Origin of the sequence: Nonomuraea fuscirosea (assembly GCF_035917475.1) — a bacterium.
Classification (GTDB): Bacteria; Actinomycetota; Actinomycetes; order Streptosporangiales; family Streptosporangiaceae; genus Nonomuraea; species Nonomuraea fuscirosea.
Window position 1 is genome coordinate 1,742,614 of the sequence record NZ_CP109074.1, and the last position, 25,392, is coordinate 1,768,005.

22 protein-coding genes are annotated in these 25,392 nt (G+C 72.1%); 11 read left to right on the forward strand and 11 right to left on the reverse strand.

All coding sequences use genetic code 11. The features are described from left to right. Window positions 1–53: 53 nt before the first annotated feature. Together OIE67_RS07800 and OIE67_RS07805 are read left to right on the forward strand one after the other, a co-directional pair. Window positions 54–974, forward strand: coding sequence for an alkaline phosphatase family protein (locus OIE67_RS07800; RefSeq protein ID WP_326638075.1), 921 nt, complete (start codon window positions 54–56; stop codon window positions 972–974). Window positions 975–1,050: 76 nt separating this feature from the next. Next, on the forward strand, window positions 1,051–3,627 hold the full coding sequence (locus OIE67_RS07805) for a PEP/pyruvate-binding domain-containing protein (RefSeq protein WP_326638076.1): 2,577 nt from the start codon (window positions 1,051–1,053) through the stop codon (window positions 3,625–3,627). Between the two features lie 175 nt (window positions 3,628–3,802). Here the strand turns inward: OIE67_RS07805 and OIE67_RS07810 are convergent, their stop codons facing one another. The 5 genes from OIE67_RS07810 to OIE67_RS07830 all read right to left on the reverse strand — a co-directional run bounded on the left by OIE67_RS07810 (window position 3,803) and on the right by OIE67_RS07830 (window position 8,958). Beyond that, complete coding sequence (locus OIE67_RS07810; RefSeq protein WP_326638078.1) at window positions 3,803–4,669, reverse strand: sugar phosphate isomerase/epimerase family protein; 867 nt, start codon at window positions 4,667–4,669, stop codon at window positions 3,803–3,805. Next, on the reverse strand, window positions 4,666–5,829 hold the full coding sequence (locus tag OIE67_RS07815; RefSeq protein WP_326638080.1) for a dihydrodipicolinate synthase family protein: 1,164 nt from the start codon (window positions 5,827–5,829) through the stop codon (window positions 4,666–4,668). Before OIE67_RS07815 ends, OIE67_RS07810 begins: the two co-directional genes overlap by 4 nt. Beyond that, window positions 5,826–6,971 (reverse strand): Gfo/Idh/MocA family protein, encoded by a 1,146-nt coding sequence (locus tag OIE67_RS07820; RefSeq protein ID WP_326638082.1) that lies wholly within the window; start codon window positions 6,969–6,971, stop codon window positions 5,826–5,828. Before OIE67_RS07820 ends, OIE67_RS07815 begins: the two co-directional genes overlap by 4 nt. Before the next feature lie 118 nt (window positions 6,972–7,089). Then, the gene (locus OIE67_RS07825) at window positions 7,090–8,316 is read right to left on the reverse strand and encodes a ribonuclease D (RefSeq protein ID WP_106234174.1); all 1,227 of its coding nucleotides are present in this window, start codon (window positions 8,314–8,316) and stop codon (window positions 7,090–7,092) included. Between the two features lie 45 nt (window positions 8,317–8,361). After that, window positions 8,362–8,958 carry a DUF3000 domain-containing protein gene (locus tag OIE67_RS07830; RefSeq protein WP_326638085.1) on the reverse strand — a complete coding sequence of 199 codons (597 nt, stop codon included), beginning with the start codon at window positions 8,956–8,958 and terminating at the stop codon, window positions 8,362–8,364. A 598-nt stretch (window positions 8,959–9,556) separates the two neighbouring features. On the opposite strand from OIE67_RS07830, the gene hemE reads away from it, so the two are divergent. Further along, window positions 9,557–10,585, forward strand: a complete 1,029-nt coding sequence (hemE, locus tag OIE67_RS07835) for a uroporphyrinogen decarboxylase (protein WP_326638088.1) — start codon at window positions 9,557–9,559, stop codon at window positions 10,583–10,585. 16 nt (window positions 10,586–10,601) lie between these two features. On the opposite strand, the gene OIE67_RS07840 is transcribed toward hemE, so the two are convergent. Then, window positions 10,602–11,684 (reverse strand): DUF4349 domain-containing protein, encoded by a 1,083-nt coding sequence (locus OIE67_RS07840; RefSeq protein WP_326638090.1) that lies wholly within the window; start codon window positions 11,682–11,684, stop codon window positions 10,602–10,604. A 338-nt stretch (window positions 11,685–12,022) separates the two neighbouring features. Between OIE67_RS07840 and hemG the strand changes: the two genes are divergently transcribed. Both hemG and hemQ read left to right on the forward strand, forming a co-directional pair. Then, window positions 12,023–13,426, forward strand: a complete 1,404-nt coding sequence (hemG, locus tag OIE67_RS07845; RefSeq protein WP_326638091.1) for a protoporphyrinogen oxidase — start codon at window positions 12,023–12,025, stop codon at window positions 13,424–13,426. 5 nt (window positions 13,427–13,431) lie between these two features. Next, window positions 13,432–14,133 carry a hydrogen peroxide-dependent heme synthase gene (hemQ, locus tag OIE67_RS07850; RefSeq protein ID WP_326638092.1) on the forward strand — a complete coding sequence of 234 codons (702 nt, stop codon included), beginning with the start codon at window positions 13,432–13,434 and terminating at the stop codon, window positions 14,131–14,133. Between the two features lie 18 nt (window positions 14,134–14,151). Here the strand turns inward: hemQ and OIE67_RS07855 are convergent, their stop codons facing one another. After that, window positions 14,152–14,616 (reverse strand): ABC transporter permease, encoded by a 465-nt coding sequence (locus OIE67_RS07855; RefSeq protein ID WP_326638093.1) that lies wholly within the window; start codon window positions 14,614–14,616, stop codon window positions 14,152–14,154. A gap of 176 nt (window positions 14,617–14,792) precedes the next feature. On the opposite strand from OIE67_RS07855, the gene OIE67_RS07860 reads away from it, so the two are divergent. After that, on the forward strand, window positions 14,793–15,977 hold the full coding sequence (locus OIE67_RS07860; RefSeq protein ID WP_326638095.1) for an RNA-guided endonuclease InsQ/TnpB family protein: 1,185 nt from the start codon (window positions 14,793–14,795) through the stop codon (window positions 15,975–15,977). A gap of 32 nt (window positions 15,978–16,009) precedes the next feature. Here the strand turns inward: OIE67_RS07860 and OIE67_RS07865 are convergent, their stop codons facing one another. Next, window positions 16,010–16,603 (reverse strand): ABC transporter ATP-binding protein, encoded by a 594-nt coding sequence (locus OIE67_RS07865; protein WP_326638097.1) that lies wholly within the window; start codon window positions 16,601–16,603, stop codon window positions 16,010–16,012. 260 nt (window positions 16,604–16,863) lie between these two features. Here OIE67_RS07865 and OIE67_RS07870 point away from each other — a divergent pair, with 260 nt between their 5' ends. Further along, window positions 16,864–17,652: a hypothetical protein gene (locus OIE67_RS07870; RefSeq protein WP_326638098.1), complete on the forward strand. Its 789-nt coding sequence runs from the start codon at window positions 16,864–16,866 to the stop codon at window positions 17,650–17,652. A gap of 238 nt (window positions 17,653–17,890) precedes the next feature. Here OIE67_RS07870 and msrB read toward each other — a convergent pair whose 3' ends face one another. Beyond that, the gene (gene msrB, locus OIE67_RS07875) at window positions 17,891–18,292 is read right to left on the reverse strand and encodes a peptide-methionine (R)-S-oxide reductase MsrB (RefSeq protein WP_106234192.1); all 402 of its coding nucleotides are present in this window, start codon (window positions 18,290–18,292) and stop codon (window positions 17,891–17,893) included. Window positions 18,293–18,669: 377 nt separating this feature from the next. Here msrB and ligD point away from each other — a divergent pair, with 377 nt between their 5' ends. Further along, window positions 18,670–19,671 carry a non-homologous end-joining DNA ligase gene (gene ligD, locus OIE67_RS07880; RefSeq protein WP_106234193.1) on the forward strand — a complete coding sequence of 334 codons (1,002 nt, stop codon included), beginning with the start codon at window positions 18,670–18,672 and terminating at the stop codon, window positions 19,669–19,671. A gap of 17 nt (window positions 19,672–19,688) precedes the next feature. Here ligD and OIE67_RS07885 read toward each other — a convergent pair whose 3' ends face one another. Then, window positions 19,689–20,501 (reverse strand): MBL fold metallo-hydrolase, encoded by an 813-nt coding sequence (locus OIE67_RS07885; RefSeq protein ID WP_326638102.1) that lies wholly within the window; start codon window positions 20,499–20,501, stop codon window positions 19,689–19,691. Between the two features lie 163 nt (window positions 20,502–20,664). Here OIE67_RS07885 and OIE67_RS07890 point away from each other — a divergent pair, with 163 nt between their 5' ends. The 3 genes from OIE67_RS07890 (at window position 20,665) to OIE67_RS07900 (ending at window position 23,072) form a co-directional block, all read left to right on the forward strand. Beyond that, a complete protein-coding gene (locus OIE67_RS07890) occupies window positions 20,665–21,210 on the forward strand; it encodes a hypothetical protein (protein WP_326638104.1) in 546 nt (181 codons plus the stop codon). A 217-nt stretch (window positions 21,211–21,427) separates the two neighbouring features. Next, window positions 21,428–22,276, forward strand: a complete 849-nt coding sequence (locus OIE67_RS07895) for an MBL fold metallo-hydrolase (RefSeq protein WP_326638107.1) — start codon at window positions 21,428–21,430, stop codon at window positions 22,274–22,276. Between the two features lie 151 nt (window positions 22,277–22,427). Continuing rightward, complete coding sequence (locus OIE67_RS07900) at window positions 22,428–23,072, forward strand: class F sortase (RefSeq protein ID WP_326638109.1); 645 nt, start codon at window positions 22,428–22,430, stop codon at window positions 23,070–23,072. On the opposite strand, the gene OIE67_RS07905 is transcribed toward OIE67_RS07900, so the two are convergent. Beyond that, on the reverse strand, window positions 23,073–25,307 hold the full coding sequence (locus tag OIE67_RS07905) for an acyl-CoA dehydrogenase (protein ID WP_326638111.1): 2,235 nt from the start codon (window positions 25,305–25,307) through the stop codon (window positions 23,073–23,075). Window positions 25,308–25,392 lie beyond the last annotated feature (85 nt).

Consider the following 25,392-nt stretch of genomic DNA (forward strand, 5'->3'; position numbering starts at 1 on the left):
CGTTCGGTGCGGGGCGCATCTATTTTGAGGGGAATGGGCGCTTAGATGGGGTTATGTCCCCATTCTCTGGCAAGGTGCTCGTCGTCGGCATGGACGGTCTCCGCTACGACCGGCTCATGGAGCTGCCCGCGCCCACCCTGAAGGCACTCATGTCCACCGGTGCGTACGGCACCAGCCTCCTCCCCTACGGCGAGGCCGGCACACCGCGCACCGAATCGCCCGGCGAGGTCGTGCCCAAGGCCCCCGAGCCGGGTGACGGCGGGCGGGTGATCCGGTCGCGTACCGACTCGGGCCCCGGCTGGTCGTCCATCGCCACCGGCGTCTGGCCCGACAAACACGGCGTCGTGGACAACGGCTTCGCAAGCCCCCAGTTCACGAAATATCCGGACTTCTTGACTCGGGGGAAGCTGGCCCGCCCCACCCTCACCACCGCCGCCCTCTTCTCCTGGGCCGCCCTCGCCGAGCACGGCGCCTTCGGCCCGGCCATCGATCATCGCCTGGCCCTCGACGGGTACGCCATCGGCTGGGCCCTGGCCGACAAACAGGTCACCGAGGCCGCCGAACGCCTGCTGAACACCGGTGACCCGGACGCCATGTTCGTCTACCTCGGCGACACCGACGAGGTGGCCCACGACCTCGGCCCCCACTGCCCCGAGTACGCCGCCGCGCTGGAGGCCCAGGACGCCTACCTGGCCCGCCTGCTCGCCGCGATCCGGGCGCGGCCGTCGTACCCGGACGAGCGCTGGACCGTGCTGGTCACCACCGACCACGGGCACGTGGACGCGGGCGGCCACGGCGGCACCTCCGACGAGGAGCGCACGGTCTTCGTGATCGCCAACCGGCTGGGCGAGGACCTGGGCGGAAGCCCGCTGCGGCAGCCGCGGCTGGTGGACGTGACCCCGACGGTCCTCGCGGCACTCGGCGTGGTCCTCGACCCGGCATGGGATCTGGACGGCTCGCCTTTGGACGTGTGATTCATCAAGTGTTGAATTCTCTGCCGGGCTGGGCGACACTGGACACAACCGACGCAGAACCGGCAGGGAGCATTCGATGAAGACGGCTCTGGACTTCTCCGAGATCCACGCGGGCATGCTCGCCGAGGTGGGCGGCAAGGCGGCCAACCTCGGCGAGCTGACCAGGGCGGGGCTGCCCGTGCCGCCCGGCTGGGTGCTGACGACGGAGGCGTACCGGCAGGTCGCGCTGGACCTCGAGACCAGCGGCGAGGACCTGGCCGCGCGGGCCAGGCGGCACCTCCTCCAGGCGCCGGTCCCGGACGACGTGCGCGAGGAGATCCTCAAGGCCTACGCCGCGCTCGGCGACGACGTGCCCGTGGCGGTGCGCTCCTCCGCCACCGCCGAGGACCTGCCGTTCGCCAGCTTCGCCGGCCAGCAGGACACCTTCCTCAACGTGGTGGGAGAGGAGGCGGTGGTGGACGCCGTCCGCCGCTGCTGGGCCTCGCTGTGGACCGACCGCGCGGTGGCCTACCGCGAGTCCAACGGCATCGACCACGCCGCCGTCCGGCTCGCGGTGGTCGTCCAGGTGATGGTGGACGCGCGGGTGGCGGGCGTGATGTTCACCGCCAACCCGGTCACGGGCCGGAGGCACGAGGCCGTGATCGACGCCAGCCCTGGACTCGGCGAGGCCGTCGTCTCCGGCGCCGTCAACCCCGACCGCTTCCTCGTCTTCGACGGGCGGATCCTCGAACGCCACGCGGGGGACAAGCGGCTGGCCATCCGCTCCCTGCCGGGCGGCGGCACCGAGCGGGTCGAGACCGCGTACGACGGGCTCTGCCTCACCGACGACGAGGTGCTCCGGCTCGCCGAGCTGGGCAACCGCGTCGAGAAGCACTACGGCTCGCCGCAGGACACCGAGTGGGCCCTGGACGACGACGGCCGGCTCTGGCTCACCCAGGCCAGGCCCATCACCACGCTCTACCCGCTGCCCGAGCGGCCCCGGCCGGGCCTGCGGGTCTACTTCTCCGTCAACGTCGCCCAGGGCGTCATGGGCCCGCTCACCCCGATGGGGCAGGCCGCGTTCCGGGTGATCAGCGCGGGTGGCGCGGGCCTGGCCGGGCACGCGCCCGCCGACCCCCTCGACGGCGCCGCCTTCATGACTAGCTCGGGGGAGCGCATGTGGATCGACCTCACCACCGCCGTACGCTCCCGCAACGGCCGCGCCATCCTGCCCCGCGCGCTGACGCTGGGGGAGGCCCGCGCGGTGCCCGTGATGGAGCGGCTGTTCGAGGACCCGCGCCTGTCCCTGGCGGACTCCTCCCGCCGCCCCTTCCTGCGCGGTCTGGCCCGTTTCATCAGGAACGTGCGCCTGCCGTCCCGCGTCCTGACCGCGCTCACCAGCCCCAGGCGGGCACTGGCCCTGACGGTCCGGCTCGGTGAGGAGCTCGACCGGCGGCTGGGGGTGCCCGCCTCCGCCACCCCGGCACAGCGCCTCGACCACACCGAACGCGTGCTCGTCCGCACGTTCCCGCTGATCATCTCGGTCATGCCGCTCGCGATCACCGGGTACGGCCTGTTCGCGCTGGCGTCCAAGCTGTCCGGCGTGCCGATCAACGAGATGGGCGACGTCCTGCGCAGCGTGCCGCACAACCCGACCACGGAGATGGACCTCGAACTGTGGCGACTGGCCACGCGGGTCGAGCCGGAGCCGTTCAAGGAGCTGACGGTGGCCGAGCTGGTCCGCCGCTACCAGGAGGAACGCCTGCCGCCGGTCGCCCAGCGCGAGATCACCGCCTTCCTCGCCACGTACGGCCACCGCGGCGTCGCCGAGATCGACCTGGGCGTGCCGCGATGGTCGGAGGAGCCCGCCCACATCCTCGGCGTGCTGGCCAACTACCTGCGCATGGACGGCGACCCCGACCTCGCGCCCGCCGCGCAGTTCGCCAGGGGCGAGCGGGAGGCGCGCGCGGCCATCGCCCACGTGGCGGCGCGGGCGCGGCTCAAGGGACGCTGGCGCGCCGCCGTCGTGCGCTTCGGCCTCGGACGCACCCGCAGGTACGCCGGGTTGCGCGAGCTGCCCAAGTTCTACCTGGTCAAGACCCTGGCGGCGATCCGGCGCAGCCTGCTCGTGGTCGGGGAGCACCTGGTGGCGCGCGGGGTGCTGGAGGCGGCCGGCGACGTGTTCTTCCTCGACCTGCGCGAGACGCGGGCCGCGCTGAGCTCGTCCGCCGACCTGCGGGAGCTGGTGGCGCGGCGGCGGGAGACGTACGAGCGGGAGCGGCGGCGCCGGCACGTGCCCCGGGTGCTGCTGTCCGACGGCACGGAACCCGAGAGCCTGGCCCAGCCCGCCGCGGACGGCGCGCTGACCGGCACGCCCGCCTCGGCGGGCACGGTCACCGGCGTGGCCAGGGTCGTGCTCGACCCGATCGGCGCGCACCTGGAGCCGGGCGAGATCCTGGTCTGCCCCTCGACGGACCCCGGCTGGACCCCGCTGTTCCTGACCGCGGGCGGCCTGGTGATGGAGATGGGCGGCGCGATGTCGCACGGGTCGGTGGTGGCCAGGGAGTACGGCATCCCGGCCGTCGTCGGCGTGGCCGACGCCACCCACCGCATCACCTCGGGCCAGGAGATCACCGTCGACGGCGCCGCCGGCACGGTCACACTCCCGTCCTAGCGACCGGCCTGGCGACCATCCCGGCGACGACCTGGCGACCGGCCTGGCGACCGGCCTGGCGACCGGCCTGGCGACCGGCCTGACGGCCGGCCTGGCGACCGGCCTGGGGCGCCCGCGACGGCCCCGCCCGTCGCCGGGACGGTCCCGCTCGCGTACCGCACCGGAGTGACGGGGGTCAGGGGAGCACGACGTCCGTGTAGCGGGTCTTCATCGTGGCCACGACCTCGTCGGGGTCGGCCGCCCAGATGTCGGCGTTGAAGATCTCCACCTCGACGTCGCCGGTGTATCCGGCGGCCAGCACCGCCTCCGTGATCGGCCGGAAGTCGATCACGCCGTCACCCATCATGCCCCGGCCGAGCAGCACGTCCTCGGGCAGCGGATGCAGGTAGTCGCATACCTGGTAACCGGCGATCCGGCGACCGGCCCGGGCGATGTCCTCGAACAGCCTCGGGTCCCACCACACGTGGAAGGTGTCCACCACCACGCCGACCTGCTCCTCGGGGAAAGGCAGGCTGAGCTCCAGCGCCTGACCCAGCGTGGACAGCACGGCGCGGTCCGGGCAGTAGATCGGATGCAGCGGTTCCAGGGCCAGCCTGACCCCGCGCTCACCCGCGTAGGGGGCCAGCTCCGCCAGCGCCTCGGCCACCCGCTCCCTGGCCCCGGCCAGATCGCGGGTGAACCCGGTCGCGGGCAGCGCCTCGCCCGGTCGCACTCCCGGCAGACCGCCCACCACCAGCACGAGACAGGACGCCCCGAGCTCCGCCGCCTCGTCGACGGCCCGCCGGTTGTCCTCCAGCGCCCGGGCGAAAGCCCTCTTTCCCTCCTCACCGGGCAGTCCGCCCCCGGTGAGAAAGCCACCACGGCACAGCGACGAGACCCGCAGCCCGGCCGAGCGGAGCAGTTTGACGCTCTCCGAAAGGCCCTGCTCGGCGACCTTCTCCCGCCACAGCCCGATCGCGGGAAGGCTGTGCCGCACGCACCCGTCCACGGCCTCGGCCAAGGACCAGCGCCTGGTCGTCCACTGGTTCAGCGACAGGCTCACAGGCCGTTCACCTCCAGCAGCGCCTTCATCCGGCGCACGGCGAGCTCCTGGTCGGTCAGCAGCCCGGCCTGGTCGGCCAGGCGGAACACCTCCGACAGGTGCCGCAGCGAGCGGGCCGACTGGGCGCCGTTCACCATGGCGAACGCGTCCTGGTGGCCGTTCAGCCAGGCCAGGAAGACGATGCCGGTCTTGTAGTTGTACGTGGGAGCCTCGAAGATCTTGCGCGACAGCGGCACCGTCGGCGCGAGGATCTCCTCGTACGCGGCCAGCGCCCGTTCCCGCTCCGCCTCGTCACCGGCCTGCGCCGAGTCGAGCTCCCGCAGCGCCGCCGCCGCGGCCGGGGCGATGGCGTCGAAGATGCCGAGCAGCGCGTGCGAGCCCGACCTGATCAGTGACGGGTAGTTGAAGTCGTCGCCCGTGTACAGCTTGACGCCCTCGGGCAGCGCGGCGCGCAGCCCGATCTCTTGCTCCTCGTCCAGCAGCGACACCTTCACGCCGTCCACCATCGCGGCGTGGGCGTGGATCAGTTCGAGGAACGCGTCCGTGGCCGCCGCCACGTCGCGCGAGCCCCAGTAGCCGGCCAGGTTCGGATCGAACATCTCGCCCAGCCAGTGCAGGATCACCGGCCGATCGGTCAGGCCGAACAGCTTGCCGTACACCTGGTGGTAGTCGGCCGGGCCCGAGGCCGCCCGTGCGAGCTGGCGGGAGGCCATGACGATCACGCCGGCGCCCGCCGACTGCACGGTCTCGATCTGCTCGGCGTACGCGGCGGTGATGGTGTTCAGGTCGGCCGCGCCGGGCGCGTGGTCGGTGCCCGCACCGCAGGACACCAGCGCCGCCGGGTCGCCGTACGCGCGGGCCTCCTCGGCGCTGCGCCTGATGAGCTCCTTGGTGGCCGCCCAGTCCAGGCCCATGTTGCGCTGGGCGGTGTCCATGGCGTCGGCGACGCGCAGGCCGTGCGACCACAGGTGGCGGCGGAAGCGCAGCGTCGCCTCCCAGTCCACGGCCGCGGGGGAGCCGGGCGTGTTGTCGCCCAGCGGGTCGGCCACGACGTGGGCGGCGGCGTACACGATGCGGCTGGAGGCAGGCGTCGCGACGACCGGCCAGCTCACCGGCTCTCTCAGCGTGTACGCGCCGACGTCAGGCAGGTCGATCCTCACAGCTGCGGCACCTCGATCCTGCGGCCCTCGGCGTTCGAACGCAGGCCCAGCTCGGCGAGCTGCACCCCGCGGGCGCCCGAGGCGAAGTCGTTCGGGAAGGGCGCGTCCTCCAGCACGTGGCGGATGAACGCCTCCCACTGGATCTTGAAACCGTTGTCGAACTCGGCGTTGTCCGGCACCTCCTGCCAGCCGTCCCGGAAGCGGGCCGTGGCCGGCAGGTCGGGGTTCCAGACGGGCTTCGGGGTGGCCGAGCGGTGCTGGGCGCGGCAGTTGCGCAGGCCCGCCACCGCGCTGCCGTGCGTCCCGTCCACCTGGAACTCGACCAGCTCGTCGCGGTTGACGCGAACCGCCCAGGAGGAGTTGATCTGGGCGACGATGCCGCCCTCGAGGTCGAAGATCCCGTACGCGGCGTCGTCCGCGGTCGCCTGGTAGGTGACGCCCTGCTCGTCCACTCGCTCCGGGATGTGCGTCACGGCCTGGGCGTAGACGGACCTGACCCGGCCGAACAGGTTCTCCAGCACGTAGTGCCAGTGCGGGAACATGTCGAGCACGATGCCGCCGCCGTCCTCCGCGCGGTAGTTCCAGGACGGGCGCTGGGCCTCCTGCCAGTCGCCCTCGAACACCCAGTAGCCGAACTCGCCGCGCACCGACAGGATCCGGCCGAAGAAGCCGCCGTCGATCAGCCGCTTCAGCTTGAGCAGGCCGGGGAGGAAGAGCTTGTCCTGCACCACGCCGTTCTTGACGCCCTTGGCCGCGGCGGCCTCGGCCAGCGCGAGCGCCTCCTGCGTCGACTCGGCCGTCGGCTTCTCGGCGTAGATGTGCTTGCCCGCCTCGATGGCCTTCAGCACGGACTTCACCCGGGCGCTGGTGACCTGGGCGTCGAAGTAGATCAGGTTGTCGTCGGCGGCGAGGGCCGCGTCGAGGTCAGTGGTGAAATCCGCAATGTCATGCTTTGTAGCGATATCAGAAAGCTTGTCGGCATTGCGGCCGACCAGTACGGGCCTGAGCTTGACCCTGGAACCGTCCGAGAGCGTGACGCCGCCCTGCTCGTTGATGGCCAGGACCGAACGGACCAGATGCTGGCGGTAGCCCATCCGCCCGGTGACGCCGTTCATCACGACCCCGATGGTGCGCACGCTCATGAGGTTCCCTTCACATGGAAAGCGCTTTCCCGAACGGTACGGCCGGGCCACCGAGGGCGTCAAGTGGCGCGAACCTCAGGTGGACCTCGACCGCGGGTGAGTGCACCCGATGCCGAGCTTAGGATCCGCCGCGTACCTCCAGCCTGGCCAGGGCCTTGGCGATGGGGTGGGCGGCGAGGGAGAGCTGCCACTCGCGGGCGCCGAGCTCGCGCAGCCGGGCGGTCACGCTCTCGTCGGTGATGTCGGCGGGCGGCTCCCAGGTGAGCCTGCGGACGGCGTCGGGCTGCAGCAGGTTCTCCGTGGGCATGTGGTGCTCGTCGGCCAGCGCCGAGACCACCGCGCGGGCCGCGGCCAGGCGCTTGGCGGCGGCCGGGTCGCGGTCGGCCCAGCGGTTGGGCGGGGGCGGGCCGTCGCCGGGCGTGCTGGGCTGGGGGAGCTGGTGGTCGGGCAGGTTTCTGGCTCTGGCCACGGCGGCCAGCCAGTCGTTCATGTGCCGGCGGGCACTTCGCCCGGTGAATGCTGAAATTTCGGTCAATGCCTTCTTTGTCCGCGGGCCCTCCAGCGCGGCGGCGACGATCGCGGAGTCCGGCAGCACCCGGCCCGGCGCCAGGTCGGCCTCGCGGGCGATCTGGTCGCGCATGGTCCACAACTCCCGCACGATGGCCAGAGCCCGGACGTTGCGTACCTTGTGGATGCCCGACGTGCGCCGCCACGGGTCTGAGCGGGGCACCGGCGGCGGGGTGTCGAGCACGGCGGCGAACTCCTCGCGCGCCCACTCCAGCTTGCCCGACTCCGCCAGCTCCCCGTGGAGCACGTCGCGCAGCTCGACCAGCACTTCCACGTCGAGTGCCGCGTAGCGCAGCCAGTCTTCGGGCAGCGGCCTGGTGGACCAGTCGGCCGCCGAGTGGCCCTTCTCCAGCCGCAGCCCGAGCACGGTCTCGACCATCGTGCCGAGGCCGACCCGCTCGTAGCCGAGCAGCCGGCCCGCGAGCTCGGTGTCGAACATCTCGCGCGGTTTGAACCCCACCTCCATCAGGCAGGGCAGGTCCTGCGACGCGGCGTGCAGCACGATCTCGGCCTCCGCCACCGCCTGATCGAGCGCCGACAGGTCGGGGCAGCCGATCGGGTCGATGAGCGCGGTGCCGGCGCCGGAACGGCGCAGCTGCACGAGGTAGGCGCGGTTGCCGTAGCGGTAGCCGGAGGCGCGCTCGGCGTCGACCGCGACCGGGCCGGTGCCCGCGGCGAAGCGCGCCACGACCTCGTCCAGCCCGGCGGCGTCGGCGACGACGGGGGGGATGCCCTCGCGCGGCTCCAGCAGTGGCTCTACTGTGCGTTCTTCTGTCATGAGCTCACCGACCTCATGACGCGGGTGCTGTCTTGACTGGTGCCCTCACTTCGTTCGGTCACTCTCCGGATCATCACGTCGGCGGGGCAGGGCGGCCACGTCGGGCGGGAGCGGCGGCATGCCCGCGGCCACGCACATGAGGTCGCACCAGGCGGCGACGTGGCCGGACAGATCCTCCTGCGCGGGTGACCACGACGCCCGCAGCTCAAGCTCGGTCGTGACCGGGTCCTCGGCCTTGTTGCCGAACCCCTCGGAAACGGCTCTTGTCACCGTACCGCCAGCGGCGGAGTAGTCGGCTTGATGCGCGTCGAGAGCTTCGGTCAGCCAGCTCCACGCGACCGGCCCGAGCAGCGGGTCGGAGGTGATCTCCGGCTCCATGTCGGCCCTGACGTAGGCCACCAGCCGGAACGGCCCCTCCCATCCGCGCTGGCCGTCGGGGTCGTAGAGCAGGATCAGCCGGCCGACCGCGAGCTCGTCGTCGTCGCGGTAGACCGACGCGCCGATGGCCGCTGAGTAGGGGGCCAGCCGCTGCGGCGCGGGCAGGTCCTCCAGCTCGATCTCCGGCCGCACCTCGGCCTGCCGCAGGCTCGCCGCGGCGCGCGAGAACGCGGCGGGCGGCGGCGGCTGGTCACCGAGCGTCATAGCCGAAGCGTAGGTCGAAGACGGACGGAAGGGGACCACGGGGGTGCTCATCCTTCGTGATCAAGCCGCTGCCGTAACCAGCTGGCGTGCCGGGCGGGTGGACTCCACGGTGCCGAGCGTGATCGCGTGGCCGCAGTCGAGGCACGCCCACTCGGGGCACTCGCCGGGCTCGTGACCGTCGAGGCACGGCGGCTGCTCGAAAGGCCGCTCGTCGGCGCAGGCGGGGCAGCGTTCACTGCGGCGCTCTGGGGAACTCCACAACGCGGTCATCGCATGAGTCATCGAACCGGGGCCTTTCTTCGGGTCGTGGCTCCGACGTTGGCACGAGCCGCTGACAATTCCCCGCAACGCGCTCGGCGTGTCCCGAAAGTGGTCGCTGAATCGGTGCCGCGCGGTGGCTTGGGCAACATTTGGCCCAGTCGAGACCGGCTCTCTGGGCGGGCATGGGGTGTGTTCGACCCGTGTGCGCTGCCGATGCCGAGCAGACCGGTAAACCTTCATCTGACTATCTGATCATGATTTGGGGTGTCCAATGCATCTTTTTCCGACACCTCGCGCTGGTGTCGTGACCGGCCACCGCGCATGGCACCCTTGTCTGGTGAACCTCGCCGACTCCGCCTTCCTGCGTGCCTGCCACCGCCGGCCCGTCCCCCACACCCCTGTCTGGTACATGCGTCAGGCCGGGCGGTCGCTGCCGGAATACCACAAGGTCCGCGCGGGCGTCCCGATGCTCACCGCGTGCGCGACGCCCGACCTCATCGTCGAGATCACCATGCAGCCGGTCCGCCGCCTCGGCGTCGACGCGGCCGTCTTCTTCAGTGACATCGTGGTGCCGCTCAAGGCCATCGGCATCGACCTCGACATCAAGCCGGGCGTCGGCCCGGTCGTGGCCGACCCGATCCGCGACGCCAAGGGCATCGACGCGCTGCGCCCGCTGGAGCCCGGCGACGTCCCCTACGTCACCGAGGCCGTCCAGGCGCTGACCGGCGAGCTCGGCGCCACCCCGCTCATCGGCTTCGCCGGCGCCCCGTTCACGCTCGGCTCCTATCTGATCGAGGGCGGCCCCTCCAAGAACCACGACCGCACCAAGGCCATGATGTACGGCGCCCCCGAGCTGTGGCACGCGCTCATGGACCGGCTGACCGGCATCGTCCTCGAACACCTGCGCATCCAGGTCGCCGCCGGAGCCTCGGCCGTGCAGCTCTTCGACTCCTGGGTGGGGGCGGTCGCGCCCGACGACTACCGCGAGTTCATCCTGCCCTACACCCGGCGCATCTTCGAGGGCGTCACCGGCGTGCCGCGGATCCACTTCGGCGTGGGCACGGGCGAGCTGCTCGGCGTGCTCGGCGAGGCCGGGCCCGACGTCGTGGGCGTCGACTGGCGGGTGCCGCTCGACGAGGCCGCCCGCCGGGTGGGGCCGGGCAAGGCGCTGCAGGGCAACCTGGACCCGGCGATCCTGCTGGCGCCGTGGGAGGTGGTCGAGCGCAAGGCGCGCGAGGTGCTGCGGCGGGGCGAGGCGGCCGAGGGGCACGTGTTCAACCTGGGCCACGGCGTGCTGCCCTCGACCGATCCCGACCAGCTCAAGCGCCTCACCGACCTCGTCCACGAGTACACCCCCACCGGCTGAGCGTCCCCCAGGCCGGTCAGGCCTCGACGGCTTCCTTGCCCGATCCGGTTTCGCCAGGGCCCGGGTTCGCGGGAGCGGGCCCGGTAGGAGTGGACGCTGTGGGAGCTGACCCTCCTGGAGCGGGGCCTGCCGGAGCGGGGCCCGTCGGGCGGCCCGCGTAGGAGGATGACGCCGGGCCGGCCGGGGGAGCTGGGCGCCGGGCGCGGTCACGCCGTATGCGCCAGACCAGCAGCGCGATCAGCGGCGACGAGAAGAGCAGCCACGGCAGCAGCGCCCCGATCACGGTCAGCGCGACCTTCGTGAACGACACCAGCGCGTCCCACCCGGACTTCAGCCCGCCGAGGAACCCGGCCGGCTCCTCCGCCGGATCCACCACCTCGGCCACCGGGCCCACCAGCTGCAGGCTGAGCGTGGCCATCGAGACCTGCGCGGCCAGCTCCTTCTGCTGCGCCTGCAACGACTCCAGGTCGGCCTCGCGCGTGGCGATCTCCCGCTCGACCTGCAGCACCTGGCCGATCGTGTCCGCCTTCTTCAGCAGCGTGCGCAGCGACTCCAGGGACTCGCTCGCCGACTTCAGCCGGCTCTCGACGTCGGCCACCTTCAGCGTGACGTCCTCGGTGCCCTGGTGCATCGACAGCTGCTTGCCCAGCTCCTTGCCGAACCGGCCCACGACCTCGGCGTACTTCGCCGGCGGGACCTTGAACTCCAGCGTGGCGGAGTCCTCGGTCTCGCTGGCCGAGCTCGTCTGCTCCTGCGACAGGTAGCCGCCGGCGGCGGTGACGATCTGCTTGGCCTGCTGGACGGCCGTGCTCACCTGCTTGGCCCGTACGGTCATGTTCCCCGTGTAGATGACCTGCCGGTCCTGCCGGGTCACCTTGACGTCGCCGGCCGCGCCTGCCTGCCCCTCCTGCCGCCGTCCCGCATCCTCCTGGACGCCGCCGTCCTGGGCGCCGGCGTCCTGGGGAGCGGCCTGGGACCGGACGAACTCCCTGGAAGGCGCGCCGGCCGAGCTGGACTCGCCGCCCCCGCCCCCGCACCCGCTCAAGGCCAGGGCCGCGCAGGCCGCCGATAACGCGATGCCGTACCGGATTCGTCTCATGCCCTAATGACGAGCGTTGCACCGCGCCGGTTTGACCGGGACCATCACATTCCGGTCACTGTGTTTGATGGCCTTCACTCCGTGAAGGCGGGCTCGGTCGCCAGATGCCGTCGCTTTCCCCCCGCTCCGGTCGCTGCGCTCCCTCCGCTCCTCCCAAGCGCCGGCACTCCCTCGCGTTTGATGGCCTTCACTCCGTGAAGGCGGGCTCGGTCGCCAGATGCCGTCGCTTTCCCCCCGCTCCGGTCGCTGCGCTCCCTCCGCTCCTCCCAAGCGACGGCACTCCCTCGCCACAGGCCCGAAGCGCTGAGCGTGGGGGTGAGGCGGTAGCGTCGGGAGGCGTGGATGGGAAACGGGCGCATGTGGTCGTCATCGGCGCGGGGATCTCCGGGCTGGCCGCCGCGTGGTATCTGCGTCAGGGCGCCGGCGACCGGATCAAGGTGACGGTCCTGGAGGGCTCCCCGCGCATCGGCGGCAAACTGTACGCCTCGGAGGTCGCCGGGGTGAGCGTCGACGCCGGCGCCGAAGCCATGCTGGCCCGGCGTCCCGAGGGGAAAGAGCTGGCCAGGGCGGTCGGGCTCGGTGACGATCTGGTGCTCCCTGGCACCACGCGCTCGGCCGTCTACACCAGGGGCACGCTCCGCTATCTGCCGAAGGGCCAGGTCATGGGCGTGCCGTCCGACCTGACCGAGCTGGCGAAGTCGGGCATCGTCTCGCCCGGCGGCCTCGTACGCGTGCCGCTCGACCAGATCCTGCCCGCGACCCTCGTCCGCACCGACGTGTCCGTGGCCGCCTACATCCGCGCCAGAATGGGCGCCGAGGTGGTCGACCGGCTGGTCGAGCCGCTGCTCGGCGGCGTCTACGCGGGCCGCGCCGACATGCTCTCGCTGGAGGCCACGATGCCGCGGGTGGCGGCGGTGGCCCGGTCCGAGCGCTCGCTGCTGACCGCGGCCAGGCAGCTCGTCGAGGAGGCGCCCAAGGACGCCGGCCCCGTCTTCACGTCGCTGAAGAACGGCGTCGGCACCCTGCCGGAGGCGGTCGCCAAGGCGTCGGAGGCCGAGGTCAGGACCGGGGTGACCGTACGCGAGCTGCACAGGACCGAGACCGGCTGGCGGCTGGTGACGGGCCCGGTGCCGCGACCGGAGATCATCGAGGCCGACGCGGTGATCGTGGCCACGCCGGGGCCCGCGGCGGCCAGGCTGCTCAAGACCGAGGCACCGAAGGCGTCGTCCGAGCTGGCCCGCATCCAGTACGCGAGCATGGCCGTGGTGACGCTGGCCTACCCCGTGGAAGCCTTCCCCGAGCCGCCCGCGAGCAGCGGCTACCTGGTCCCGCCGGTGGAGCGGCGGCCGGTCAAGGCGGTCACGTTCAGCTCGGTGAAGTGGCCTCATCTGGCCAAGGACCTGGTGCTCCTGCGCTGCTCGATCGGCCGGGTCGGCGAGGAGCACCTGCTCCAGCGCGAGGACACGGAGCTGGTCTCCCTCGCCACGGCCGAGATGGCCGACGTGATGGGGGTGCGCGGCCTGCCCCTCGACAGCAGGGTGACGCGCTGGGGCGGCGGGCTGCCGCAGTACAACGTGGGCCACCTCGACCGGGTGGCCAGGGTGCGCGCCGCGGTGGCCGTGCAGCCGGGGCTGGCCGTGTGCGGCGCCGCCTACGACGGCATCGGCATCCCCGCGTGCATCGGCACCGCGCGTACGGCCGCCGCCCGGATTCTGGACCACCTGGCCGGCGGAGGAGAATAGGAGCCATGACAGAGGGCGCTCCGCGGCCGAAGGCCCGCGATCTCAACCAGGTGATCCGTTACACGATGTGGTCGGTCTTCCAGATGACCGAGCCGTGTCCAGGCAACCGCGACAACCTCGCGGCGGAGGTCCAGGAGCTGCTCGACCAGGCCGCCGGCAAGGACGTCGTGACCAGGGGGGTCTACGACGTCGCCGGCTTCAGGGCCGACGCCGACTTCATGTTCTGGTGGCACGCGCCCACGCCCGAGGACCTCCAGGACGTCTACTCCAGGTTCCGGCGCACGGAGCTGGGCCGGCGGACCAGGCCCGCCTGGTCGGCGATGGCGCTGCACCGTCCGGCCGAGTTCAACAAGTCGCACGTCCCGGCCTTCCTCGCCGAGGAGGAGCCGCGCGCCTACGTGAGCGTCTACCCGTTCGTCCGCTCCTACGAGTGGTATCTGCTGGAGGACTCCGAGCGCCGGGCGATGCTGGCCGAGCACGGCAGGATGGCGCGCGACTACCCCGACGTGCGGGCCAACACGGTGGCCTGCTTCTCGCTCAACGACTACGAGTGGATGCTCGCGTTCGAGGCCGACGAGCTGCACCGGATCGTCGACCTCATGCGTACGCTGCGGGCGGCCAAGGCGCGCCGGCACACCCGCGTGGAGATCCCGTTCTACACCGGCGCCCGCAAGCCGGTGCAGGAGCTCGTCGCCGCCCTGCCCTGACGAGCCGCCTCGGCGGGTCTACCGGGTCAGCGCGGCGCGCAGCCGCCACGTGCCGAGCGCGAACAGGGCGGCCGCGTACCCGGCCAGCACGCCGAGCTGCGCCAGGATGGCCGCGATCGTGCCGTTCCGGCCCAGCAGCTCGGCGAAGCCGTCCATGGCCCAGGCGTGCGGGGTGAGGTGCGCGACCTGCCGCATCGTGGCGGGCAGCAGGTCGAGCGGCACCATGGCGCCGCCGATCGCGCCCAGTCCCAGGCCGAGCAGCAGGCCGAGGGAGAGCGCCTGCTGCTCGGTGCGCATCGCCGCCCCAAGCAGCATCCCGGGCAGGGCCTCCAGCTCCGGTACGGGTCGCGTCCCGTCGGCCGTCAGCGTGATCCGGTCCAGCTCGCCCACCAGGCCGACCAGCTCCCTCCGGGTGCCCTCGGCCCTGATCCGGCCCAGGTCGACGATGCCGATGCGGTCGCAGAGCCGTTCGGCCTGCTCCATCAGCCCCTCCCGAGAGGACCGTCGCCTTGAGGCGACGGGGGAATCGGGAGCGGGAGGGCCGTCAAGGCCCGAGTGTGCCTTGACCTGCCAGGTCCGCGCATCACAGATTTCCTCCCGGGTTTTGTCGGTGCAAGGCGATAGCGTGGTTGTCTCGTTACCGAACGTGAGGGGTGGGGGTGCGCCGGTCGTTCAAGTTCCTGCTGCGCCCCACTAGCAAGCAGGCCGCCGCGCTCGCGCAGTGTGTGGAGGAGCACCGGCAGTTGTACAACGCCGCGCTGGAGCACCGGCGCACCGCCTACGCCAGGGCGGGCGTGAGTGTCCGATACGCAGACCAGTCGGCCGAGTTGAAGCACATCCGCGGCGATGACCCCGGTGGGCAGGGCCGGTGGTCGTTCTCTTCCCAGCAGGCCACGTTGCGCCGCTTGGATAAGGCGTTCCGCGCGTTCTTCGACCGGGTCAAGGCCGGGCGCACCCCGGGCTACCCCCGGTTCAAGGGCCGGGGCTGGTTCGACAGCGTGGAGTGGCCGAAGGACGGCGACGGCTGCCGGTGGGATTCCCAGCCTGAGCACCCCGCCGCGACCTACGTCCGGTTGCAGGGCGTCGGGCACGTCCGGGTGCATCAGCACCGGCCGGTCAAGGGCCGGGTGAAGACGATCGTGGTCAAGCGGGAAGGCAACCGCTGGTATGTGGTCCTGTCGTGTGACGAGGTGCCCGCCGAGCCGCTTCCCGCCACCGGGGCGGTAGCCGGGATCGACATGGGTGTGGCCTGGCTGGTCACCACTTCCGGCGGGGAACACCTGGCCAATCCCCGCCACCTGGCCGCAACCGCCGAACGTCTCGCGACGGCGCAGCGCGACCTCGCCCGCAAGAAACGGGGCTCCAAGCGGCGGCGCAAGGCGGTGGCCCGCGTTGCCGCGCTGCACGGCAAGGTGCGCCGCCAGCGGCTCGACGGGGCACACAAGACCGCGCTCGCGCTGATCCGCAACTACGACCTGATCGTGCACGAGGACCTGTCGATCACGAACATGACCCGCAGCGCGTCCGGCACGATCGAGGCCCCCGGCCGGAACGTCGCGCAGAAGTCCGGCTTGAATCGGAGCATCCTGGACGCGGGCTGGGGGGTGTTCCTGACGATCCTCGCGCACAAGGCTGAAAGCGCCGGTCGAGAGCTGATCGCGGTGAACCCCGCCGGCACCTCCCGCACCTGTGCCCGCTGCGGGCACTGCGCGAAAGAGAACCGCGTCACCCAGGCCGAGTTCGCCTGTACGGCGTGCGGGCATGCCGCGCACGCCGACGTGAACGCGGCGGTCAACGTCCTCAGGGCAGGGCTTGCCCTTCGCCGGGCTGCGCAAGCGGCTTAGCGAGAAGCCGCTCCCTTCAGGGAGCGGAGGAGTCACGTAGTGCGTGGTGTAGAGGACCCCGCGACGCCCTCGCCGGTCAGCGGGGCGACGCGCTCCAGGATCGCGTTGCGGCTCTGCGGATCGACACCGGCGGTGGGCTCGTCGAGGATCAGCAGGGGAGGGCGGTGCAGCAGGCCCACGCCGATGTTGAGCCGCCGCTTCATGCCGCCCGAATAGTCCTTGACCGGGTCTTTCGCACGATCGGTCAGGCCGACGACTTCCAGCACCTCCTCGATCCTGGTGCGGGCCTCGGCGCGGCCGAGCGCGTACAGGCGGGCGAAGAAGCGCAGGTTCTCGCGGGCGCTGAGGTCGGGATAGAGGGCCAGGTCCTGGGGGACGTAGCCGATGCGGCGCTTGCCCCAGGCGCTGGAGGTGCCGTGAGGGCGGCCGCAGACGGACACGTCGCCGCCGTCGCGGGCCAGGATGCCGGCGATCATGGAGATCGTGGTGGTCTTGCCGGCGCCGTTGGGGCCGAGCAGGCCGTAGGTCTCGCCCGCCGTGATGGTGAAGCTGACGTCGTCCACGGCGACGAGATCACCGAACGTCTTCCGCAGACTGCGACATTTCAGGATCTCGTCCGTCGACACAATCGCAGTCTGGTGGGCCGGATCCGTACCCAGCAAGACCCATATTGGCGATCCCACGGAATTGATCTATCCCCTTTGTCACAATCAGGGGAAATCTCTTGGTCGCTGGACGTGCGCGGGGTGGCACGTTCCAACGGGAACCGGAGGACGGGGTGGCAGAGCCGGCAAGACGAGAACGACGACCGGCCGGTCGGCACGCGGCGGGCCGTCATGTGCGGGCGCGGCGGGCGCATCGGGCGCGAGGTCGTGGCCGGAGGCCGTTGCGACTGGTGGCGGGGGTGCTGGTGCTGGTGGGTGGGGTCGCCGGGCTGCTCGGCGCGAACGGGGTGTTCGCCGGTGCGTCAGGCGGAGGGGGTGGTGGGGTGCCCGTGGCCTCCGGTTCCGGGGACGGGTCGCCTGGGGCGGTGACGCGGGAACGTGAGGCGTCGGGCGGGGGCGACGGTGCGACGGGCGGAGGTGGCACGCCCACGACGGGCGGCGGTGGGGGATCACCAGGGGAGCCCGGCAGGGGTGTGGCGAGTGCGGGGGCCGAGACGCGGCAGGCGCCCAGGTCCCAGGCGCCCACCGTGCAGTCGGGGCCGGTTCAGGGGGGCACCGGGCAGGATGGCGCCACGAGAGAGGGCGGGGCCGCTGAGCCGGGGATGGTCGCGGGCACCACGACGGCGGACGACGTTCTGGCCGGAGGGCCGGACCCCGCCGACGGGGAGGGCTACAAGGCCGACGGGCCGTCCCGGCACACCGATCAGGAGGCGGCGCGGTATTTCCGGGCCAACTGGGGGCCGGGCGACAAGGCGGCGAAACGCCTCAGAGACATTCGCACAGTCGGCGGATATTTGCGCATTTATACGGACCTGCCGGAAACTGCGAACAATTCGCTGACCGCGATCACCCTGTGCGAGCGCGGCCTGGCCTACATGCACGACCGCGGGGTGGCCGACCCGGTCGTGTTCGTCCAGGCGGAGTTCGGCGGGAACGGCAACCCGGTGCTCGCCAACATCCTGGGCCGCTCCGACCGCAGCTGCCGCGTCACCCACCCGGCGCCGGGATGACCGGTCGGCGGAATCGTCACCGGTCCGGCACCGAGGTCAGCTGGGCCGCCGCGTTCGTCCTCCCGGCGCCGAGGGACCGGTCATCGGACGCGGACGCGGGTTTTCGAGCAGACGTCACACCGCTGAGTGACGATCCGACCGATGGTCTCGATCGTCACCCAGCGGTGGCGAAGATGTACAAACCGCACGCGGCACTCGTACCCGTGAGAGACGATCGATACGCGCTGTCGCTACGTGATCACTGTTTGGGTTCGAGGCGGAGCGAGACGGAGTTGATGCAGTAGCGGTCGTCCGTCGGCGTCGGGTAGCCCTCGCCGTGGAAGACGTGCCCCAGATGCGAGTCGCATCGCGCGCACCGCACCTCGGTGCGCACCATGCCGAGACTGCGATCCTCGATCAGCCGCACCGACTCGGATTCGGACGGCTCGAAGAAACTCGGCCAGCCGCAGTGCGACTCGAACTTCGTGTCCGATCGGAACAACTCGGCACCGCAGGCGCGGCACGAGTAGACCCCCTCGGTCTTGGTGTCGACGTACTCCCCCGTGAACGGGCGCTCGGTCCCGGCCTCCCTGAGGACGTGGAACTCCTCGGGCGACAGTTCGGACCGCCACTCGGCCTCGCTCTTGACCACCTTGTCCATGAGTTCAGGATACGAGATCGGGCAAAAAGAGATCTCCAGAGGGTGAAGCATCCGTTCTGGGGCGAATTCGCGTCTTTGTAGGCATGGGGGTGTCATCGCCTCCTGTGAAGGGGTGAGATCGTCCGCAGATCCCGCCGAGCGGCACAGCCCACGCCCGTGCTGGCGCCGCTGGGGATCGGAACGGCCGGCCGGGTGGCGCGCCAGCGCCCGGAACGGCGGCGGACGCTCTCAGCGGCCCGTCCCGTCGAGCCCCCGGTCCCGCCACCGAGGCGGCTCCGGGACGGGCCCACCCCGCGGACCTGGGACGGGCTCACCCCGCGGACCCGGTGGCCGTTTCTTCGCCGAGCGGAGGGCGTGGGCAGGGTAGGTTCGGTGGCATGGCATCGCCGTACATAGAGCTCGAGGTGGGGGAGAGGACCGTCAAGGTCACCAATCCCGACAAGGTCTACTTTCCTGAGATCGGCGCGACCAAGCGGGAACTGGTCGAGTACTACGTGAGCGTCGGCGAGGGGGCCCTGCGGGCGCTCAAGGACCGGCCCACCAACATCAAGCGCCACCCCGACGGCGTACAGACGGAGGCGATCTACCAGAAGCGGATGCCTCCCAAGCATCCCGACTGGCTCCAGTCCGTGACCGTGACCTTCCCCAGCGGCCGTACGGCACAGTCCCTGCGGGTCACCGAGGTGGCGGCCATCGCCTACTGCGCCAACCTCGGCACCATCGACTTCCACCCGTGGCAGGTGCGCGCGGCCGACGTCGAGCACCCCGACGAGCTGCGCGTCGACCTGGACCCGCAGCCGGGCCTGGAGTTCGACGCGGCGCGCCGGGCGGCGTTCCTGACCAGGGACGTGCTCGACGAGCTGGGCATCACCGGGTTCGTGAAGACCTCGGGCAACCGCGGCGTGCACATCGCCGTGCGGATCGAGCCGCGCTGGGACTTCGTCCAGGTACGTCACGCCGGCATCGCCCTGGCCAGAGCCGTCGAGGCGCGTGACCCGAGCCTGGTCACCACGGCGTGGTGGAAGGAGGAGCGCGGCGAGCGGGTGTTCATCGACTTCAACCAGAACGCCAGGGATCGCACGGTGGCCAGCGCGTACTCGGTCAGGGCGCAGCCGCACGCCCCCGTCTCGACTCCGCTGACCTGGGAGGAGCTGGAGGACGCCGACCCGCGCGACTTCGACCTGCGCACGGTGCCGGCCCGCTTCGCGAAGGTGGGCGACGTGCACGCGGCCATCGACGATCAGGCGTACTCGATCGAGCGTCTCCTGGAGCTGTACGCCGAGGACGATCGCGGCGACATGCCTTATCCGCCGAACTATCCGAAGATGCCTGGGGAGCCGAAGCGGGTGCAGCCCAGCAAGGCCCGGTCCGACACCTGAGAGACGGGCGGCGGGGCTCAGTGGCGGACGAGGCGGTGGGGCGCGAGTTCGCGCGTCTCACCTCGTTCCAGGTAGACGACCAGGTCCGCCAGCCCGGCCTGCTCGATGTGGTGCTTGAAGTCGTCCAGCGGCGAACTGAAGACGGTGTAGTCGTCATAGTGGACCGGGATGACCGCGTGCGGGTGGATCAGGCCGACCCAGGCGGCCCCCTGCGCGCCGTCCATGGTCACCAGCATGGTGCCGAGCAGTTTGGTGCCGCCCAGGTGGACGAGGGCCAGGTCGATGTCGGGGAAGCGGCGCGGGATGGCGTCGAGGCGCCGGTCGAGCAGGGTGTCGCCGCTGATGTGCAGGCGCAGCTCGACCCGTTCGTCCTGGTTGCAGAACTCCAGCATCGTGCCGATCACGGGCGGCAGCAGCGCCTCTGCGGGGCCGGGCGCGTGCTTGGCCGGCAGCGCCGTGATCCGTACGGTGCCGCCTGGGCCGCGCAGCACGTACTGCTGCCACGGGCGCAGTCCCACGCTGCGGCGGAAGCCGCGGCGGCGCAGCCGGCGGGCGGCCGCCGTGGTCGTGATGACCGGCGTCTCCTTGGGCAGGTTTCTGTGCGTCACCCGGTCCCAGTGGTCGCCGTGCAGGTGGGACAGCAGGACGGCGTCGATCGTCGGCAGGTCCTCGATCCGCACGGCCGGGTCGAGGAGGCGGCGTGAGCTGAGGCCGTGACCCAGGTACGCCCGCTGGCCACGGTGCAGGAAATTGGGATCCGTCAGCAGCGTGAGCCCGTTGTAGCGGATCAGCGTGGTCGCGTTGCCGATGAACTGCAAACTCCCTGTCACGGCTTTTGCCCCCTTTGTCGGGGTTCCTCTGCCACGATCTGCCGCCGCCAAACACTCCGTGTCCGGCTGGTTTCACTTCGGTCACATTACTTGACTGGCGGTCTAATAATTCGCCAGGCTCTCATGTGCATCGGGGGGCGACAACCGAGTCTGGAGCCTTCTCATGGCAAGAGCGCGACGTCTCACAGCGGCTGGAGCGGCGACCGCCTTCGCGGTCGCGGGAGTGAGCCTCGCGGCGGGTCTGGGCACAGCCTCCGCTGCCTCCGTTTCCCGTACCTCCTCCGTCTCTGGAGCCTCCGTCTCCAGGGCCTCCGACTCCGACGATCCAGGCCATCGGGTGCCCGGCACGGAGGCGCTCTGCCTGCTTCCGCTGCCGCTCCTCTGCGACGAGCCGACCGGCGCGCCGGACTCCCCTCAGGACCACCCCACGGACGCCGGGCCGAGCGATCCGCACCACGAGGAGTCCTGGTCGGAGCCGCCCACGCGGGAGGGCTCCGAGCCGGGCACGCGGGAGACCGGGCGGCCGTGGCGGCCGGCGGGCGAGGACGAGCACAGGGTGCCCAGGGGTCATCCCGAGACGGGCGGGGGAGCGCTCGCCGCCGGCGGGCCGGTGTGGCCGTTCGCCGTCGGCGGCGCGGCCCTCCTGACCGGTGCCGGCCTGGCCGGCCTCGCCGCCCGCCGCACGAGACGGCCCGCGGCACCCGAATAGCGCGGTTCCTGATGGCGCGGCTCAGGCGTGGCGCGGTTTCCGGATGGCGCGGCTCAGGCATGGTGCGGACGGCGCGGCGCGCTCCGGTCGCGGCTCATTCGCCTCGCTCCTCCGGCTTGCCATCCGTCGCCGCCGATCACTACGGTCTCGGCAGCGGAGCGGTCGCCGTCCACAAGGGGTGGTAGAGCGGTTGCCGTTCACCAGGGAAGGAGCCTCCGTGCTGAGGCAGGTCGCAGCGGGTGTGCTGGTCCACACGAGCGAGTTCGTCCAGACCAACGGGGTCGTCGTGCACGGCCGGGACGGTGTGCTGCTCATCGACCCCGGCATCCAGCACCACGAGCTGGCCTGCCTCGCCGACGACCTGTCCGGCGCGGGGCGGAGCGTCGTGGCGGGCTTCGCGACGCACCCGGACTGGGATCACGTCCTCTGGCACCCCCGGCTCGGCCCGGCCCCTCGTCACGGCACGGCGCGCTGCGCGGAGACCGCACGCGAGCAGCTGTCCGGTCCTGAGGGCAAGGCCCTCGTCACCGAACACCTGCTCGAAACGGAGATCGCCGGGCAGGTCCCGACGGACCTGCTCGGTGACATCACCGCCCTGCCCGAGGGGACGGAGCAGGTGCCCTGGGACGGCCCCCGCACCCGGATCATCGAGCATCAGGCGCACGCCCCCGGCCACGCGGCGCTGCTCGTCGAGGAACGCGGCGTCCTCGTCGCCGGCGACATGCTGTCCGACGTCCTGGTCCCCATGCTCGACCTGGAAGGCGGGGCCGACCCGATCGAGGACTACCTGTCCGCGCTGCGGCTGCTGGAGGAGGTGGCGGACGACGTCGAGTTCGTCGTCCCCGGCCACGGATCGGTCGGCGGACCCGGTCAGGTTCGTACGCGGATCGAGCTGGACCGGGCGTACGTGCGCGCCCTGCGCGAAGGCCGGGAGCCGAGCGACCCGCGGATCGGCCCGTCGGCCCGGCCCGGCTGGGAGTGGGTGGCCGACGTGCACGAAGGGCAACGCCGGCGCCTCGCCGTAAGACGCGAGCGCGACGGCGCCGGCCGGACCGCCGGCGACTAGCATGCCCCCGCCGCCGTTCCCGCCACCGGAGCCCGCCCGGCGCCGCGGGTCGAAAGCAGCGCCGGATGCCGGGCCGGATGCCGGGCCGGCATCCGGGCCGGCCGCCGGGACGCGGGTCCGGCGGGCGGCGGGAGCTCGGCTGATCGCGGGTGTGGCGGCGGCCGTGTCGCTGGCCGGGGTGGCGCTGATCGGGCTGGGGATCGCCGGCGTGCTGGACGGCGGTACGGACCCCGCGCCGGTCGCCCGGCAGGGCAAGGCCCCCGGACCGGCGGTGAGCGACCTGCCGATCGTGGACGTGCCGCTGTCGAAGGTGGCCGGGCCGATGCAGGCCGCCCGGCCCACCGCCGTCTACATCCCCTCCATCGGCGTGGCCGCGCCGCTCATGGAGCTGGGCCTGGACGCGCGGGGCGCCATCGAGAACCCGCCGTTCGACCCGCCCGACCTGGCCGGCTGGTATCGCTACGGCCCCGTCCCCGGCCAGCGCGGCGCCGCCGTGATCACCGGCCACCTGGACACGCGCTCGGGCCCGGCCGTCTTCGCCCGGCTCAAGGAGGTCAGGCGCGGCGACCAGGTGCAGGTGCTGCGCGCCGACCGCTCGGTGGCCGTCTTCGTCGTGGACAAGGTCGAGCACACCCCGAAGCGCACGTTCCCCGCCAAGAAGGTCTACGGCAAGCTCGCCTACCCGGGGCTGCGGCTGGTGACCTGCGGCGGCACGTTCGACCGGCGGGCGCACAGCTACGCGGACAACACGATCGTGTACGCCCACCTCGCGGCCCCGTACCGGCTCAAGGACTGATCACGGATCCCGCGGCAGGCCCAGGGCGCGTTCGGCGATGATGTTGAGCTGGACCTCCGTCGTGCCGCCGCCGATCGTGAACGCGCGGGTGGTGAGGATCATCCGGTTCCAGTGCGGGTCGGCGGGTGCGAGCGACCAGCAGAACTCCGAGATCTCCTGGGAGTGCCGCATGCCGAGCAGCTTGCGGACGCTGGACGCGGTGCCCCGGCCCCCCGCGCCCGACGACGACCGGGAACCTGGCGGCTGGGCGTCCGACAGCTGGGAGAGGGTCACGCGCAGGCCGAGCGCAGAGATGGCCTGCCCCTCGGCCCACAACCGGCCCGCGTGCTCGCGCTGCGCCGGCCGGAGCCCGGGCAGGCGGGCGATGAGCGCGGCCATGTCCGTGTGCCGCGATCCGGGGCCCCAGGAGTCGCCGAGCGCGACGCGTTCGTGGGAGAGCGTGTCGCGGGCCACCCGCCAGCCGTCGTTCACCGCACCCACCACCAGGTCGTCTGGTACGAAGACGGCGTCGAGGAAGACCTCGTTGAAGATCTCGTCCCCGTTGATCTCCTTGAGGGGTTTGACGGTGACGCCGGGGGAGGCCATGTCCACCAGGAAGTAGGAGATGCCGTCGTGCTTGGGCCGGTCGGGGGAGGTGCGGGCGAGGCAGATGCCCCAGTGCGCGTACTGCGCCAGGGACGTCCAGATCTTCTGGCCGGTCAGCGACCAGCCGCCCTCCACCCGTTCCGCCTTCGTCGACAGTCCCGCCAGGTCGGAGCCCGCCCCGGGCTCGCTGAAGAGCTGGCACCACACGATCTCGCCGGCGAACGTGCCCGGCAGGAAACGTTCCTGCTGCTCGCGGGTGCCGTACCGGACGATGGACGGGACCGCCCAGGCGGCGATGCCCAGGTTCGGGCGGCGCAGGTCGCGGAACTCCTGGTGGATGATCACCTGTTCGAGCGGCGAGGCGTCCCGGCCCCAGGGACGCGGAAGGTACGGCATCAGCCAGCCCTCGCGCGCGAACCGCCCGCGCCTGGCCGTCGGCTCCTCGGCGCGCAGCGACGCCGCCTCGGCCCTGACGCGGTCCCTGAGGGCGGCGGTCTCCTCCGGCAGATCCGGCTCCATCCGCCGCCGTACGCCCGAGACCGCCAGCCGCGCCGTCTCCTCCGCCCACGGGCCGGGGTCGCCGGCGAGCATGCGGTCGGACAGCGCTCTGCGGTAGTAGCGGTGGGCGTCGTGCTCGAACGTGTACCCCATGCCGCCGAGCACCTGGATCGCGTCCGCCGCGCACCGGACCGCGGCATCGGGCGCGAGCACCGCCGCCACCGTCACGGCCAGCCGCGCCTCACCCCCCAGCCCGTCCTCCCGGCCACCGCCGGACCGGACCGGGTCGCCGTCCGTGCCGTCGCCCGGGTCGCCGTCCTCGGCGTGGTCCGGGTCGCGGGTCTCGTCCAGGGCTCTGGCGGCGTCCCATACGGCGGCCCTGGCCTGTTCGAGTGCTACCAGGGCGTCGGCCACCCGGTGCTTGACGCCCTGGAACTGCCCGATCGGCCGTCCGAACTGCTCGCGGGTCCTGGCGTGCCCGGCCGCCGTCGCCACGGCCCACGCCGCCACGCCGCACGCGTCCGCGCCGAGCAGGACGGCCGCGAGCTCCCGTACCGGGACGTCGCCGAGCACCCGGCCGGCGGGTACGGTCCGCGCGGAGACCGAGCAGAGCGGCCGGTCCTGATCGACGCCGTCGGCGGGCCCGGCGGTGGCGTCGCCGCGATCGAGCACCGCCCACGCCCCGCCGCCGACCGGAACGAGGAACAGGTCGGCTTCCATCGACCCGAGCGCGAGAAGGCCCCGCCCGCCCGCGCCGGGCGCGGGTCCGGACGACTCGCCGTCCGTCCCGAGCGCGCGAACGCCCTGGTCCGCGGGTGGGCCGAGGGCTACGGCGGCGGTCAGGGTGCCGTCGGCGAGGCCGCTGATCAGGACCCGCGCGTCGCCGATCAGGGGACGCGCGCCGCCCTCCCAGGCCAGCGCCGCCGACGTCAGCACCGACGGCAGGTACGCCCCGCCGACCCGCTGCTCGGCCAGCGCCTCCAGCGCCACGCAGAGCTCCAGCAGGCCGTACCCCTGCCCGCCGCACTCCTCGTCCAGATGCAGCCCCAGCAGCCCCTGCCCGGCCAGAGCCGCGTGCCCGCGATCTCGCCCGGCCAGCCCGCGTACGGAGGCGGCCAGCTCGACATGCTCCTCGGTCAGCCCGATACCCATGGGCCGAATCTAGAACATCATTCCGCCCAGCTCCAGAAAAATGGCTGGCGACCGGGCATCGCGCCTCGTTACGCTCGCCGTGTCC